Annotated in this window: 13 protein-coding genes; 8 read left to right on the forward strand and 5 right to left on the reverse strand. The window is 69.2% G+C overall.

What is annotated here, in order from left to right; translation table 11 throughout:
• Nucleotides 1-124: 124 nt before the first annotated feature.
• The 3 genes from HZS56_RS00660 to HZS56_RS00670 are packed head-to-tail and all read right to left on the reverse strand — an operon-like array spanning nt 125 to nt 3,524.
• Complete coding sequence (locus HZS56_RS00660) at nt 125-1,507, reverse strand: MFS transporter (RefSeq protein WP_216718621.1); 1,383 nt, start codon at nt 1,505-1,507, stop codon at nt 125-127.
• 44 nt (nt 1,508-1,551) lie between these two features.
• Nucleotides 1,552-2,472, reverse strand: coding sequence for an amidohydrolase family protein (locus HZS56_RS00665; protein ID WP_216718622.1), 921 nt, complete (start codon nt 2,470-2,472; stop codon nt 1,552-1,554).
• A gap of 26 nt (nt 2,473-2,498) precedes the next feature.
• A complete protein-coding gene (locus tag HZS56_RS00670; protein WP_216718689.1) occupies nt 2,499-3,524 on the reverse strand; it encodes an amidohydrolase family protein in 1,026 nt (341 codons plus the stop codon).
• 203 nt (nt 3,525-3,727) lie between these two features.
• Here HZS56_RS00670 and HZS56_RS00675 point away from each other — a divergent pair, with 203 nt between their 5' ends.
• From HZS56_RS00675 to HZS56_RS00685, 3 genes are read left to right on the forward strand one after another with little or no spacing between them, the layout of a single operon-like run.
• The gene (locus HZS56_RS00675) at nt 3,728-4,396 is read left to right on the forward strand and encodes a response regulator transcription factor (protein WP_216718623.1); all 669 of its coding nucleotides are present in this window, start codon (nt 3,728-3,730) and stop codon (nt 4,394-4,396) included.
• 11 nt (nt 4,397-4,407) lie between these two features.
• On the forward strand, nt 4,408-5,823 hold the full coding sequence (locus HZS56_RS00680; protein WP_216718624.1) for a sensor histidine kinase: 1,416 nt from the start codon (nt 4,408-4,410) through the stop codon (nt 5,821-5,823).
• Nucleotides 5,820-6,800 carry a TAXI family TRAP transporter solute-binding subunit gene (locus HZS56_RS00685; protein WP_216718625.1) on the forward strand — a complete coding sequence of 327 codons (981 nt, stop codon included), beginning with the start codon at nt 5,820-5,822 and terminating at the stop codon, nt 6,798-6,800. The genes HZS56_RS00680 and HZS56_RS00685 overlap by 4 nt, the downstream gene beginning before the upstream one ends.
• A 410-nt stretch (nt 6,801-7,210) precedes the next feature.
• Here HZS56_RS00685 and HZS56_RS00690 read toward each other — a convergent pair whose 3' ends face one another.
• Together HZS56_RS00690 and HZS56_RS00695 are read right to left on the reverse strand one after the other, a co-directional pair.
• A complete protein-coding gene (locus tag HZS56_RS00690; RefSeq protein ID WP_216718626.1) occupies nt 7,211-7,849 on the reverse strand; it encodes a TetR/AcrR family transcriptional regulator in 639 nt (212 codons plus the stop codon).
• A gap of 92 nt (nt 7,850-7,941) precedes the next feature.
• Complete coding sequence (locus HZS56_RS00695; protein WP_216718627.1) at nt 7,942-8,607, reverse strand: TetR/AcrR family transcriptional regulator; 666 nt, start codon at nt 8,605-8,607, stop codon at nt 7,942-7,944.
• Nucleotides 8,608-8,740: 133 nt separating this feature from the next.
• Between HZS56_RS00695 and HZS56_RS00700 the strand changes: the two genes are divergently transcribed.
• The 5 genes from HZS56_RS00700 to HZS56_RS00720 are packed head-to-tail and all read left to right on the forward strand — an operon-like array spanning nt 8,741 to nt 13,517.
• Complete coding sequence (locus tag HZS56_RS00700) at nt 8,741-9,907, forward strand: VOC family protein (protein ID WP_216718628.1); 1,167 nt, start codon at nt 8,741-8,743, stop codon at nt 9,905-9,907.
• Nucleotides 9,904-10,842: a fumarylacetoacetate hydrolase family protein gene (locus tag HZS56_RS00705; RefSeq protein WP_216718629.1), complete on the forward strand. Its 939-nt coding sequence runs from the start codon at nt 9,904-9,906 to the stop codon at nt 10,840-10,842. Before HZS56_RS00700 ends, HZS56_RS00705 begins: the two co-directional genes overlap by 4 nt.
• A gap of 23 nt (nt 10,843-10,865) precedes the next feature.
• Nucleotides 10,866-11,267 (forward strand): hypothetical protein, encoded by a 402-nt coding sequence (locus HZS56_RS00710; protein WP_216718630.1) that lies wholly within the window; start codon nt 10,866-10,868, stop codon nt 11,265-11,267.
• Entirely contained in the window at nt 11,264-13,177 is a 1,914-nt protein-coding gene (locus tag HZS56_RS00715) for an acyl-CoA synthetase (protein WP_216718631.1), read from the forward strand. The genes HZS56_RS00710 and HZS56_RS00715 overlap by 4 nt, the downstream gene beginning before the upstream one ends.
• Nucleotide 13,178: 1 nt before the next feature.
• Nucleotides 13,179-13,517 (forward strand): DoxX family protein, encoded by a 339-nt coding sequence (locus tag HZS56_RS00720; protein WP_216718632.1) that lies wholly within the window; start codon nt 13,179-13,181, stop codon nt 13,515-13,517.
• Nucleotides 13,518-13,539 lie beyond the last annotated feature (22 nt).

The raw sequence follows: 13,539 nt of genomic DNA on the forward strand, positions 1-13,539 counted from the left end.
TCGCCGCCGCCCCTGTCCGCCGGGCACGGGAGTGGTCCGGGGCTGGAGGGCGGTGGCGTCGTGTAAACCGAGGCGGTAGGGAATGCGTGAGTGATGGAATTGCATCCGGGGACGAGAGGGGACTCTAAGTGTTGACCTCTTTTCGCGAGCCGGAAGTGGCGGCCTCGCCGCGTGCTTCGGCCAAGGCGAGGCGAGCCTGGCGAGTGCGGGGGCCGAATACTGCCAGGGCGACTGCGCCCACCATCCACGTACCGGCGATGAAGTAGAAGACGCTCCGGTAGCCGTGGCTGTTGTAGAGCGCTGCGACGATGAGCGGCCCCGCGGCGTTCGACAGCCGTCCCAGACCGTAGGAGACGCTTGTCCCCAGGGAGCGGCCGCGGGTGTCGAAGAGTTCGGGGGAGTAGGCGTACGCCAGCGCCGTGTAGCCGCGCTCGAAGAAGTTCACCAGGAAGCCGAACACGACGATGAAGACCGGGCTGAACGTGAGCCCGTACAGCAGACCGCACACCGCGATGACCGTGCCGAACACCGTCAGCGACCACTTGCGCTCGAAACGGTCCGTGACCAGCGACGCCAGGTACGAGCCGAGCGGTGCGCCGACCGTGGTGAGCGCCACGTAGAACACGGACTTCTCGACGCTCATGCCTTCCTTGGCGAGCAGCGTCGGCGCCCAGCTCGAATAGCCGAAGAAGCCGATGGTCTGCGTCACCCACAGGACCGTCAGGAGGAGGGTGGGCAGGAGGTACTTCTTCTGGAGGAACAGCTTCAACGGGGCCTTCTGGGCCGGGACTTCCGCAACGGGCGGGGCGGGCTCAGGGAGCGGGCCCTTCTCCGCGGCGACCCGCTCCTCGATCTCGCGCAGCACCCGGTCCGCCGCCGCGTGCTCGCCCCGGCTCTCCAGCCAGCGCGGCGACTCCTTGAGGTGGCGGGTGAACAGGACCAGCAGGATGCCGAGCGAACCCCACAGGTAGACCAGGCGCCACGACCAGTCGCTGAGCGGGACGACGGCGCTGGCGATGAGGTTGGTGACCGGGGTTCCGCAGATGCCGATGACGATCGCGTAGGCCTGGTACTTGCCGCGCACCGCCGCCGGATACATCTCGTTGACGTAGACGACGGCGACCACCGTCATCGCGGACAGGCCGGCCGATGTCAGGACGCGGAACACGCCGAGGGACACCAGGTCCCAGGCGAACACCGAGGTGAACGAGAAGAACGCGAAGAACAGCGTGGTCTGCACGAGCGCCCGTTTGCGTCCCCACCGGTCCGCGACGGCGCCACCGACGACGGAGCCGATGAACATGCCGACGAAGGAGAGGGAGGTGACATAGGCGATCTGATTGACCGTCACGCCCCATACGTCTACGAGTTTCGGTGCCGTGGTGGCGAAGCTGTTGATGTCGGCGAACTCGAAGAAGTAGGCGAACGACACGGCGAGCAGGGTGAGTTTGTGGAACCGGGATATCGGCAGCCTGTCGATCCGGTTGAGTGCGTTGGAGGGGGACATGTGACGCCTTCGTCAGATGAGTGGATTCACGAGCGGTACGGGGGTCAGCGGGGCTCGTCCGGCCAGTACAGGCGCATCGGGTTGTCGACCAGGAGCCTGCGCTGCTCCTCCTCGGTCACCGCCACGTGCGGCACGTGGTCGACCAGGAGGCCGTCGTCGGGCATGTGGTCGGTGAGGTTGGGGTGCGGCCAGTCCGTGCCCCACAGTGCGCGGTGGCCGAACTCCTCGATCACGCGGCGGCCGAAGGGGACGACATCCGTGTACGGCCGCCGCTCCCCGTTGAGCGCGGCGGGGCCGGTCACCGTGAGGCGCTCGGGGCAGGTCACCTTCACCCACGCGTCGTTGCGGTCGACGAAGCGCAGGAAGCGGCTGAACTCCGGGCCGTTCACGGGCTCACGCACGTCCGGACGCCCCATGTGGTCGATGACCAGGGCAGTGGGCAGCGAGCCGAAGAAGTCCTCCAGGTCGGGCAGGTCGGTGGCCTCGAAGTAGAGGACGATGTGCCAGCCCAGCGGGGCGATCTTCCGTGCGATCGTGGTGAGTGCTTCCGTGGGCGCCGCGTCCACCAGTCGGCGTACGAAGTTGAAGCGCACGCCGCGCACCCCTGCGGCGTCGAGCTCGCGCAGCTCGGCCTCGGTGATGTCGGGGCGGACGGTGGCGATGCCGCGTGCCCTGCCGCCCGCGGAGCGCACGGCGTCGACCATGGCGGAGTTGTCCGCGCCGTGGCACGTGGCCTGCACGATGACATTGCGGGCGACGCCCAACCGGTCGCGCAGGGCGAACAGTTCTTCCTTGCCCCCGTCGCAGGGCGTGTACTTGCGTTCCGGGGCGAAGGGGAAGGCGGCCTGGGGGCCGAAGACATGGCAGTGGGTGTCCACGGCGCCCGCGGGCAGCCGGAAGGCGGGTGTGGACGGGTTCCGGTACCAGTCGAGCCAGCCGGGTGTCTTGGGGGAAAGGGTGTGCACGATCTCGTCTCCCGGGTGTGCGGTGGTCAGCGGCCCTGGCGCTTCAACAGCGCGTCCAGGCGCGGGTACACGGCGCGGGCGTTGTGCTCCTGGACGGCTGCCAGATCCTGCGCGGGCAGCCGTGCCGCCTCCGCGTACCGGCGTGTGTCGTCGAAGTGGTGGCCGGTGCACGGGTCGATGTCGCGGACGGCGCCGATCATCTCGGAGGCGAAGAGGATGTTCCGGGTCGGGACGACGTCGTACAGGAGGTCCGAGCCCGGCTGGTGGTACACGCAGGTGTCGAAGAAGACGTTGCCGAGGACGTGCTCCTCCAGTGGTGGCTTGCCGAGCGCCATCGCCAGGCCGCGGAAGCGACCCCAGTGGTAGGGAACGGCGCCGCCGCCGTGCGGGATGACCAGCCGCAGCGTGGGAAAGTCGGTGAACAGGTCGCCCTGGACGAGCTGCATGAACGCCGTGGTGTCCGCGTTGAGGTAGTGCGCGCCGGTGGTGTGGAAGGCCGGGTTCACGCTCGTACTGACATGCACCATCGCCGGGATGTCGTACTCCACCATCTTCTCGTAGACGGGGTACCAGGAGCGGTCGGTGAGCGGCGGCGCCGTCCAGTGGCCACCCGAAGGATCCGGGTTGAGGTTCAGCGCGACTGCCCCGAACTCCTCCACGCAGCGGGTGAGTTCGGGGACGCAGGTGGCCGGGTCGACGCCCGGGGACTGCGGCAGCATCGCCGCGGGGGCGAAGCGCTTCGGGTACAACCGACTCACCCGGTAGCAGAGTTCGTTGCAGATCGATGCCCATGCCGCGGAGGTGGCGAAGTCACCGACGTGATGCGCCATGAAGGAGGCGCGCGGCGAGAAGACCGTCAGGTCGATGCCGCGCTCGTCCATGAGCCGCAGCTGGTTCGGCTCGATGGTGTCTCGCAGCTCGTCGTCGCTGATCCTGAGGTCCGCGCGGGCGGGAGCCAGAGTGGGATCGGTGAGCGAGGCGATCTGCCGCTCGCGCCAGGCAGCGAGCGCCGGCGGTGCGGTCGTGTAGTGGCCGTGACAGTCGATGATCATGGTGAGGTCCTTCGAGGTGCGGCTCGTCGTCGACGGCTGCAGCCTCACCCCACCCGTGCACCAGCCGAGCGGCCCGTGCACGGAACTAACCATCCCTTAACATTCGCCCTCGGCGATCACCCCAGGTAGGTGTCACAGGGATGTGGTCTACATTCGGAGGCGGGCGGTATCCGCGCAGACACCGCTGATGGGAGGTGTGAAACGTGCAGATACTGCTGGCCGAGGACGACGACGGGGTGGCCGGCGCGCTCCTCGAGGTCCTGTACGACCACGGCCATGTCACCAGGCGCATCACGCACGGCAAGGACGTACTGACCTACCACCGCAGCTCCGACCTGCTGCTCCTCGATCTCGGACTGCCCGATGTCGACGGGCTGGAGGTACTTCGCTCCCTCCGGGCGGTGAGCGACATGCCGGTGGTGGTGCTGACCGCCCGGGGAGACGAACGCTCAGTCGTGCGAGGGCTGCGAATCGGAGCCGACGACTACCTGGTCAAACCGGTACGTCTCGCCGAACTGCTCGCTCGGATCGAGGTAGTCACCCGCCGGTCGGCGGCACTGAGCGCACCCGAGGCACGCAAGGTCACTGTGGGGGACGTCGAGATCGACCTCGACGCACGCCGTGTCACCGCCGGGGGCACCGGCATCGAGCTGACCGCGAAGGAGTTCGACATCCTCGCGGTACTCGCCGCGCGCACCGGCATCGCCGTCAGCCGCGAGCAGGTCCTCGACGAGGTGTGGGGCGACGCCCACCACGGGGTGTCCCGCTCCCTAGACGTGCACCTCACCCAGCTCCGCGCCAAGCTGAGCCGCCCCGACCTGCTCACCACGATCCGGGGCTTCGGCTACCGGTTCGGCGACGCGACGGGCTGAGGAGCCACCTCGTGCGCAACCGGGTCCAGGCAGCACTCCTTGCGTTCGTGGTGCTCGCCGTCGCGGCGTTCGCCGTGCCGCTGCTGGTCGTCACCGCGTCGGACCGCACGCAGGAGCTGGTGCTGGCCCGCAGCTCCGACCTCGACCGTTTCGGCTCGCTCATGGACCAGGCCGCGACGACGGGTGACACCTCCGCAGTGGTGGCCGAGGCACGCCGCTACACGCGGTTGTACGGGGAGGCGCTCGTGGTCACCGACACACGCCACCGGCCCGTCGTCGAGACCGGCGGCATGCGGGCCGCCGACCCGGCGGTGTCCCACCTGATCGATGCGGCCCTGCGCAACCAGACCGCACATCCGAAGGGTTCGTTGACCCCGTGGTCGCGTGGGCACCGGATGTTCGCCGAGCCCGCGGGCACCGGCACGCGGGTCTCCGGCGCCGTCGTACTGCGGGCCTCCGTGAGCACGGCGGCCGGTGACATCACGTGGCGCTGGGCCGCCGTCCTCGCCGCCGCGGCACTGGTCGCCCTCGCCTGCACCACCCTGGCACGCGCGGTCACCCGCTGGGTGGTCCGGCCGCTGCGCCTCCTCGACCGCGCCGTCGGCCAGCTTGCCGCGGGGCTGCCACCGGAGCACACTCGGGCCTCGGGACCGCCCGAACTGCGGCAGCTGGCCATCGGCTTCAATCGGATGGCGAGCACGGTCACCGCAGCCCTGGAACAGCAGCGGCGGCTCGTCGCCGACACCTCGCACCAGATGCGCAATCCCATGGCGGCGCTCAGGCTCCGCGTGGACGCCCTGCACAGCCACCTGCCGGCATCGGCGGAACGCACGTACACCGGGGTCACCACGGAACTCGATCGCCTGGAAACGCTGCTCGACGACATGCTGGCCCTCGCGACGGCGGAACACCGCGCCGGTGAACTGACCATGGCAGGTGACGAGTTCGCGGCCTGCGACGCGGCGGCGGTCGCGGCCGACCAACACCGGCGCTGGGAGCCGGTGGCCCGCCGGGTGGGGGCACGCCTCACCCTCCGGGCTGACGCTCCGGCGATGGCGGCCTGCACCGAGCACGAACTCGCCCAGGTCACCGATGTCCTCCTCGACAACGCCATCAAATACGCGGCCAGTGGTGGTCGGTCCGCCGAGATCACACTCCGCTGCGCAGCCGTGGGCCCGCACGCTGTTCTCACGGTGACCGACGATGGCCCCGGTCTGGAGGCGGAGGAACTCACCCGGGCCACCGAACGGTTTTGGCGCTCGGGCAGCCAGACCGGCACGACCATCGGCACCGGCCTCGGCCTCGCAATCGCCGAACAACTCCTCGCGGGGCGCGGGGGCCGGCTGGAACTGCGCCCCGCTCGGCCGCGCGGGCTGTGTGCGCGTGCGATCCTGCCTCGGCTCGCCGAAACGGACGTGGCCCGGTGAACCGCCGTACCGCACTGCGCGCTGGATTCGGCACTGCGGCTGCCGTCGCGCTCGGAGGCGCGCTCGCGCGGGACGGCTTTGGGCAGGCCGCCGGACTCAGCGGCGTGCTCCGCCTGGCAACCGGGGAACCGAGCGCGTTCTATGAGGCTTTCGGCCATCTCCTGGCCGATGAGCTCGCGTCGGCGAACCCTGGCCTGCGTTGCCGCGTCCGAACCACCGCGGGCAGCGTCGACAACATCGAACTGCTCCGTGCCCACCAGGCCGACCTCGCTCTCACGCTCACCGCCACTGCCCGGGACGCCGCCGACACCGACGTGTTCCCCCGGCCCGTACCGCTGCGGGCGATTGGTCGGGTCTACGAGACGTACCTCCAGTTCGCCGTGCGCGCAGACGCAGGCGTGCGAACGGTGGCCGACCTGCGCGGACACGTAGTCTCGCTGGGCCCGCCGGGTTCCGGGGCGGCCGTGTTCGGGCAACGGCTGCTGCGCGCGGCCGGCTTGTCGTCCCGCTCCGATGTCCGAGTGCGTCATCTGCCGCTGAACGAGGGGGCGAGCGCCATGGCGGCCGGCACCGTCGACGGACTGCTCGTGGCGGGCGGCGTCCCTCTGCCTGCGCTGAAGGAACTCGACGAGCGCCCCGGACTTCACTTTCTGCCGCTGGCCGAGCTGCTGCCTCGCCTTGGCGGTCGGGAAAGCCGCGCCGGAGCGGGTCTGGAACAGGTGTCGCTGCCGCAGGGCGCGTACCGCATGGCGGGCGGTGTCGCTACCATTGGCGTCTCCAACCTTCTGGTGTGCCGCCCCACCCTCCGTCACGATGTCGCCGAAGCGGTCACCCGTCTGCTCGTGATGCGCGCCACCTCACTCGTACCCGGCAACGCCGTCGGCGCCCAGTTCCTCGACGTCCGCAGCCTGATCGGCACGGGTGGCGTCGCACTGCACCCCGGGGCGCTTGCCGCCTACCGTGCGCTTCATGGGTGACGGGCAGGGGGCCCGAGACAGAGGACCCCAGTGCGGCGTGTTCGTATGTCCCGGGCCAGCCCGCCGCTCGATGTCCGTGCTGGCGGTCGTGCGGGCTTGGCGCCTCACGGTCGACGGACAGATCGCGTCCACGTTGTAGGTCTGCTGCGCGGCATCCTGGAGCGCCGCGGGGCTCGCGAACCCAAGGCATCGGTGTGTCGCATTAGTGTTGCTGCCCCACTTATCGTTGGGGTGTGGCTACGGACTCGCGGAGGCGACAGTTCGATCACATGCGCGCTGACAGCGCGACGGTTCGGCCCGGAGGGCGAACCGCGCGGGTCGGCCGGGCTGTCATCGACGCGACCATTGCCGAGCTTGGCGAGGCCGGTTACCGCGAGCTGAGGATCGAGGCGGTGGTCGAGCGCGCTGGGTCAGCTGCAGGGTTGTGCCCTCTCCGCCATGCGGGTCGCCGCGTCGTAGACCAGTCGCGCATGCAGCTCGAACAACGTCACCAGGTCGACGGTGTCACCGGTGATCTCCCGGTGTGCGAACAGGCCGTCGGCGCCGGCGATGGCGTAGGTGGTCAGGGTCTCGGAGGCGTCGTCGGCCAGGTCGGGGAAGAGAGTCCTGACCACATCGACGGTTCTCCGGTGGGCGATCTCGCGGACCTGCAGGAACACGGTTCGGCCGCGAGGCTCGGTGGGGCGGCGTTCGAGGGCGAGCATGAGGCCGAGGCGCAGGAAGTCGGGTGAGTCGGCGAGCGCCTTCGCCACGTTCGTGGCCATGGCGGTGACCCGCTCCAGTGGTGTCCCGGTCTCCTCTCCAGGCAGTGCGACGGCCGCGAGCCAGCTCTTGAAGCCGCGTTCGATCACTGCCGCGATCAGGTCGTCCTTGTCCCTGAAGTGCCAATAGATCGAGCTCGCGGGTAGTCCGCACTTGGCGCTCACGGCCGCGATGGACGTGCCGTCGTAGCCGCGCTCGCCCGCGATCTCCACCGCGGCATCGAGAATGCGGCGACGGGACTCCGCGCCGTTGGCGCGTTGCTTCCGGTCCGTAAGCCCCCTGGTCATAGCTGTGTATCTCCAGTCCGTGCAGACGGTGGGCCGACCGTGGATCGCCGCCGGGGTGGCGACAGCGCTTGCCGGTCCGGCGGGCGCTTCGGTCAGCGGACCATGGTGTCGACAAGATCGAAATCCGGCAGGTCGAGCGAGCAGATCCGCTCGGCCTCGTCGGCGGGCATGCCGAACTGGAGCAGCAGGCCGCGGGCGACCCGATCCGCGGACTTGCCGTCGTCCCGGTCCGGTTGTGCGTGCAACAGTGCGCCCAGCGCCAGCGCGGCGCCCGCCGTAATCGCCAGCGCGAGGTCCAGGTCCTCCACCTCGAATCGTCGGGCGTCCACCGCGGCACGGATGTCGTTGAGGGCGCGTGGAGCCAGGCCCCGGTTGGAGTGGGCCAGCTCAAGCCCGTGATTGAGGAGGACCTTGCTCAGCTCTTGGTGGCGGCGGTGCAGGCGGCCCGTCATGCGGAAGCTCTGCGCGTACGAGACCGCGGGATCGTCGACATCGGCCGTGAGACGGTCCATGAGGGAACCCCACCACTCCAGTGCCTCCTCGACCGCGACGCGGAAGAGCTCCTCCTTGCTGTCGAAGTGGTTGTAGAAGGAACCGACTCCTATGTCGGCGAGTTCGGTGATCTCCAGGATGGGGACGTCGGTTCGTCCCTCGGCCAGCATGCGCTGGGCCGCGCACACCAGTGCCTGTCGTGTCCGTGCCCGGCGCCGGTCGATGCGCCGGGGTGCGCTCTTCTCGGCCACGGTCTTGTCGGCCATATCGCGTCCTCCATCCCACCCGTACGTGCTCTGACTGCACTCTAGCCGCTGCGACTTGTTTTTTGAATATTTCTTCAGTTCTATTGACTGACGTCAGCTTCGTTAGTGAATATTTCTTCAGGAGGTGGTGACCATGGCTGTTCACCCCAGCGCCGGAGCCGGTACGCACGACGGCCATCACGGCACGCACAATGACCTGCACTCCGAGCGGGGTGCCCTGGTCGGGGAGCATCCCGGCCGGGCGGCGAACCCGGTAATCAAGGTTCACGACATCGCGTGGCTGGAGTTCGTCAAGCCCGACCTGGACCGGGCCGAGGCCTTCGGCCGGGCGTTCGGCTTCGTCACGTCGTACCGTGACGGGCGCGAACTGCATCTGCGGGGGACGCAGGCGGGGGCCCCGTGCGTGATCATCCACAAGGGGCGCAGGTCGCGGTTCCTCGGTCCGGCCTTCCGCGCCGCCGACACCCGCGATCTGCTGCGGCTCGGCGACACCCTCGGTACCCGGGTGCAGGCCCTGCCCAAGACGCTGGGCGGTTCTGTCGTGGATCTGCTCGACCCCAACGGTCTACGGGTCCGGGTCGTCGCCGACACGGATGAGCTCCCCGCCCTCTCGGCGCAGGAGCCGCTGCGCTTCAACTTCGGCGGCGAGCTCGACCGGATCAACGGCATCCAGCGGCCGCCCCGCGAGCCGGCGGGCGTCAGGCGCCTGGGGCATGTGGTTCTGCAGTCGACGACCTACATGGGGACGCTGAACTGGTACCTGGAGCACCTCGGCCTCATCGTCAGCGACTTCCTCTATTACGAGGGGCAGCGCGATCGAGGCCCGACCATGAGTTTCGTCCGCTGCGACCGGGGCGACACTCTGACCGACCACCACACCCTGGCCCTGACCCTGGGGCCGTCCAACCGCTACGTCCACTCGGCCTACGAGGTGACCGACCTCGACGTGCTGGCGGCCGGCGGCCAGTACCTGCTCGATCAGGGGTACTTCCGCTCCTGGGGCATCGGCCGACACAACCAGGGCAGCCAGATCTTCGACTACTGGCGCGACCCCGACGGCTTCCTCGTCGAGCACTTCACCGACGGTGACATGTTCGACAGCACTCTGGAGCCCGGCTGGGCGCCGATGACGGCATCCCGCCTGGCGCAGTGGGGCCCTCCCGCCACCAAGGACTTCCTGGGCATAAACCCCGGCCGGGAGTCCCTGCGCGAGCTGCGCTCGATGGTGACCGCTCTCCGTGAAGACAACGAGTTCGACCTGTCGCGCCTGCGCGGCCTGCTGAAAGTGGCTACGTCATGAGCATTTCCGTCCTGCGTACCAACGACGCATGGTGGGTGCGTACGCCCACCGGCGCGGCGAAGATCGAAACGAGCGCCGCCACCACCGGAGAGCTCCTCGCCGACCGTGCGGCGATCGACAAGGCCGCGGCGAGCGAGGGGACGGTCCCTGTCGAGCGCCTCGGTCTCGTCTCCCCCGTCACCGCGCCGTGCCGGGTCGTCGCTCAGATGACCAACTTCCGGTCACACATCGCGGACGCCGGCATGAACCCCGACACCGTGCCGCTGACGTTCTTCCGCAAGACGTCGGGCTCGATCTCCGGACCGTTCGACGACGTCGTCAAGCCGGCCCACGTCCAGTTCCTCGACTACGAGGTCGAGATCGGCATCGTCTTCGGCCGGTCGATGCCGGTCGGCACGAGGATCATGGCGGAGAACATCGCGGACTACGTCGCGGGCCTGGTGGTCACGAACGACGTCAGCGCCCGCGACGTGCAGCTGCCCAAGACCCAGTTCTTCGAGGCCAAGTCCTATCCGACGTTCACCCCAGTCGGACCGGAGATCGTCCTTCTCGACGCCGACGAACTCAAGCGGTTCACCGACCTCAGGCTTCGTCTCAAGGTCAACGGGGAGGTCCGTCAGGACGCCATGGTCGCCGGGGACATGGTGTTCCAGCCGCTTGAGGCACTACAGGCCCTCACCCGCTTCCAGCGTCTCGACGCAGGCGATCTGCTCCTGACTGGTACGCCCATCGGGACCGCACTCGGCGCTCCGCCCAAGGCGGTGCAGTTCATCGCCTCGCTCCTGCCCGCTCACCTGAAGTGGAAGGCCTTCTTCAAGCGCCAGGCCGGCAACCCGCGCTATCTCCATGACGGTGACGTCATCGAGGCCGGAGTCGCCACCGACGACGGCGCCATCGACCTCGGCACCCAGCACACCGTCGTTCGGTTCACCTGAGCGGCAGCACCGAAGGAAACACCATGTCGACGACCGCGCACACCGCACAGACCGCCCAGGGCGACCCGAGACCGCTGCGCCTGTCCCTGAGGGTCTGGGGCTGCTACATGATGACCGTCGGGGCACTGCTCTTCCTGGTGCCGAACCAGCTCATCGGCCTGTTCGGCTTCCCCGACATCGAGGACAACTGGATCCGTGTCTTCGGAGCCCTGATCCTCAACCTCGGCCTCGTCTACTTCCCGATGGCCCGTGACCTGCCCGCGGCCTTCGTGCGCTGGTGCATCTACTCGCGCTACCTCTTCTTCTGCTTCGCCACCGTCATCGTGATCGCGGACTGGCTGCCGGCCGGACTGCTGGTCTTCGGTGCCTGGGACGCGCTCAACGCGACGTGGGCTTGGTACGGCTACCGAAAGGCTTCACTGTGACCGAGTTCTGGCCCGAACGGTACGACCGCCCCGAGGACCTGGCCGCGATCGAAGCGGTACCTCTGGCTGCCCGCGGCCTGCCTGCCACGACATACGACGTGCTGAGCCGCGCCGCCGGCCTTTGGCCGGAGCGCACGGCCCTCTCGGTGATGCCCGAGGCCGCGCGCTGGCGCGAGCCCGTCACGGTGACGTTCGCCGAGCTCCACGCACACGTCAACCGTGTCGCGAACCTCTTCTACGGCCTCGGCGTCCGGCGCGAGGACGCCGTCGCACTCCTGTCCCCCAACTGCCAGGACCTGATCGTCGCGACGCTGGCGGCCGAAACCGCCGGTGTCGCGGCCCCCGTCAACGGCGCGCTCAACCCGGCCCACGTGCGGGAGCTGCTACGGCTCTCGGGCGCCCGGGTTCTGGTGGCCGCCGGCCCCGAGCTCGACGAGGCGCTGTGGGCGGCGGCCCTTGAGCTGGCGCGTGGCGGAGCGGTGCGTGCCCTGGTCGCCCTGCGGCCCACCGGAGCGGACGGCGCGGCGCCGCCGCTGCCGTCCATCGAGGGTGTCGTGGTCGGCTACCTGTCCGAAGCGGCGGAGCCGTTCCCGGGCGAGGAGTTCCTCGGGACAGCGCCCACCGCCGACGACATCGCGGCCGTCTTCCACACCGGTGGTACCACCGGACTGCCGAAACTCGCGGCGCACACCCACACCAACGAGGTCAGCGACGCCTGGATGATCGGCGCCAACACCGCGGCGGACGAGGACTCGGTCGTCTTCGCCGCGTTGCCGCTGTTTCACGTCAACGCCCTCGTGGTCACGCTCCTCTCACCGCTGCTGAAGGGACAGCAGGTGGTGTGGGCGGGACCGCTGGGCTACCGCGACATCCCGCTGTTCAAGGACTTCTGGCGCATCGTCGAGCACTACCGCGTCGCCACGATGAGCGCCGTGCCGACCGTGTACGCGGCCCTGGCCACGTGTCCGGTCGACGGAGCCGACATCAGCTCGATGCGCTACCTGGTCGTCGGCGCCTCCGCGCTCCCGGAGGGCGTACGGAACAGCTTCGAGGCGGCGACCGGGATCCCGCTCCTCGAAGGGTACGGACTGACCGAGGCGACGTGCGCCAGCGTCCGCGGCTTCCTGGACGTGCGACGGCCCGGCTCGGTCGGGCAGCGGATGCCGTACCAGCACATCAAGATCGTCGACGTCGACGCCGTGCCCGGCGTCCTGGCCGCCGAGCTGCCGGCCGGCGAGGTCGGCACGGTCCTCATCAGCGGCCCCACCGTCTTTCCCGGCTACGTCCAGGGCCGTGACGAGCATGGATACCACATCGACAGCCTGGGAAAGGTCGTAGACGGATGGCTCGACACCGGCGACCTGGGCTACCTCGACAAGGAGGGCTTTCTCCACCTCACCGGGCGGGCGAAAGACCTCATCATCCGCGGGGGCCACAACATGGACCCCCGGGTGATCGAGGACGCCCTGCTCACGCACCCTGCGGTCACCGGAGCACAAGCGGTGGGCCAGCCGGACCGTCGGGCGGGTGAGGTGCCGGTGGCGTACGTGACCGTCGCGGACCGCGATGTAACGGAGGACGAACTCCGCGCCTGGGCCGCCGCACACGTCAGCGAGGCGGCAGCCGCCCCCAAAGCGGTCCGCGTCCAGGACACCCTGCCTCTCACCGCCGTGGGCAAGCCGTACAAGCTTCCGCTCCGCGCTGATGCCACACGCCGTGTGCTGGCCGACGTCCTGCGGGACATCGACGACGTCGAGCAGGTCATCGCCGAGGCCGAATCAGGTGCGGTGACAGCCACGGTGAGGCTGCGCGCCTCGGCGTCGGCCCTCACCACCGCCGAAGTGGAACGCAGGGTGGTGGATTACACCGTGCCCTGCCGCATCGTCACAAAGCAACCAGGAGACGCCTGACATGTCACTCACCATCCTCACCCTCGTCCTGGCTGTCTGGTTCGGACTGATGGGCGCCGCAAAGGTCCTGGCCATCCCCGCGATGGCCGAGCGAGCGGGTCATGTCGGGTTCAGCGTCGGCGCCTACAGGGGCATCGGCCTGCTCGAACTCATCGGTGTGATCGGCCTGTTCGCCGGATGGGCGGTGACGGGCGTCGGCATCGCCGCCGCGGCGGGATTCCTGTTGCTGCTCGCCGGTGCGGCCCTGGCGCACTTGCGTGCCGGGGACCGAGTGCTCGGCGTGGCGCCGGTGGTTGTCTCGGCCGCCTTGGTAGCGGGCTACCTGGTCGTCCTCCTCTAGATCATCGCCGTAGAAGACAGTC

This window comes from Streptomyces mayonensis (genome assembly GCF_018982965.1).
In the GTDB taxonomy this organism is placed as follows: domain Bacteria; phylum Actinomycetota; class Actinomycetes; order Streptomycetales; family Streptomycetaceae; genus Streptomyces; species Streptomyces mayonensis.

Excerpts from the sequence above, each read along its gene's own strand:
- HZS56_RS00695 (WP_216718627.1), bottom strand. The coding sequence starts at position 8,607 with ATGGCCGACAAGACCGTGGCCGAGAAGAGCGCACCCCGGCGCATCGAC.
- HZS56_RS00660 (WP_216718621.1), bottom strand. The coding sequence starts at position 1,507 with ATGTCCCCCTCCAACGCACTCAACCGGATCGACAGGCTGCCGATATCC.
- HZS56_RS00720 (WP_216718632.1), top strand. The coding sequence starts at position 13,179 with ATGTCACTCACCATCCTCACCCTCGTCCTGGCTGTCTGGTTCGGACTG.
- HZS56_RS00690 (WP_216718626.1), bottom strand. The coding sequence starts at position 7,849 with ATGACCAGGGGGCTTACGGACCGGAAGCAACGCGCCAACGGCGCGGAG.
- HZS56_RS00700 (WP_216718628.1), top strand. The coding sequence starts at position 8,741 with ATGGCTGTTCACCCCAGCGCCGGAGCCGGTACGCACGACGGCCATCAC.
- HZS56_RS00670 (WP_216718689.1), bottom strand. The coding sequence starts at position 3,524 with ATGATCATCGACTGTCACGGCCACTACACGACCGCACCGCCGGCGCTC.
- HZS56_RS00710 (WP_216718630.1), top strand. The coding sequence starts at position 10,866 with ATGTCGACGACCGCGCACACCGCACAGACCGCCCAGGGCGACCCGAGA.
- HZS56_RS00705 (WP_216718629.1), top strand. The coding sequence starts at position 9,904 with ATGAGCATTTCCGTCCTGCGTACCAACGACGCATGGTGGGTGCGTACG.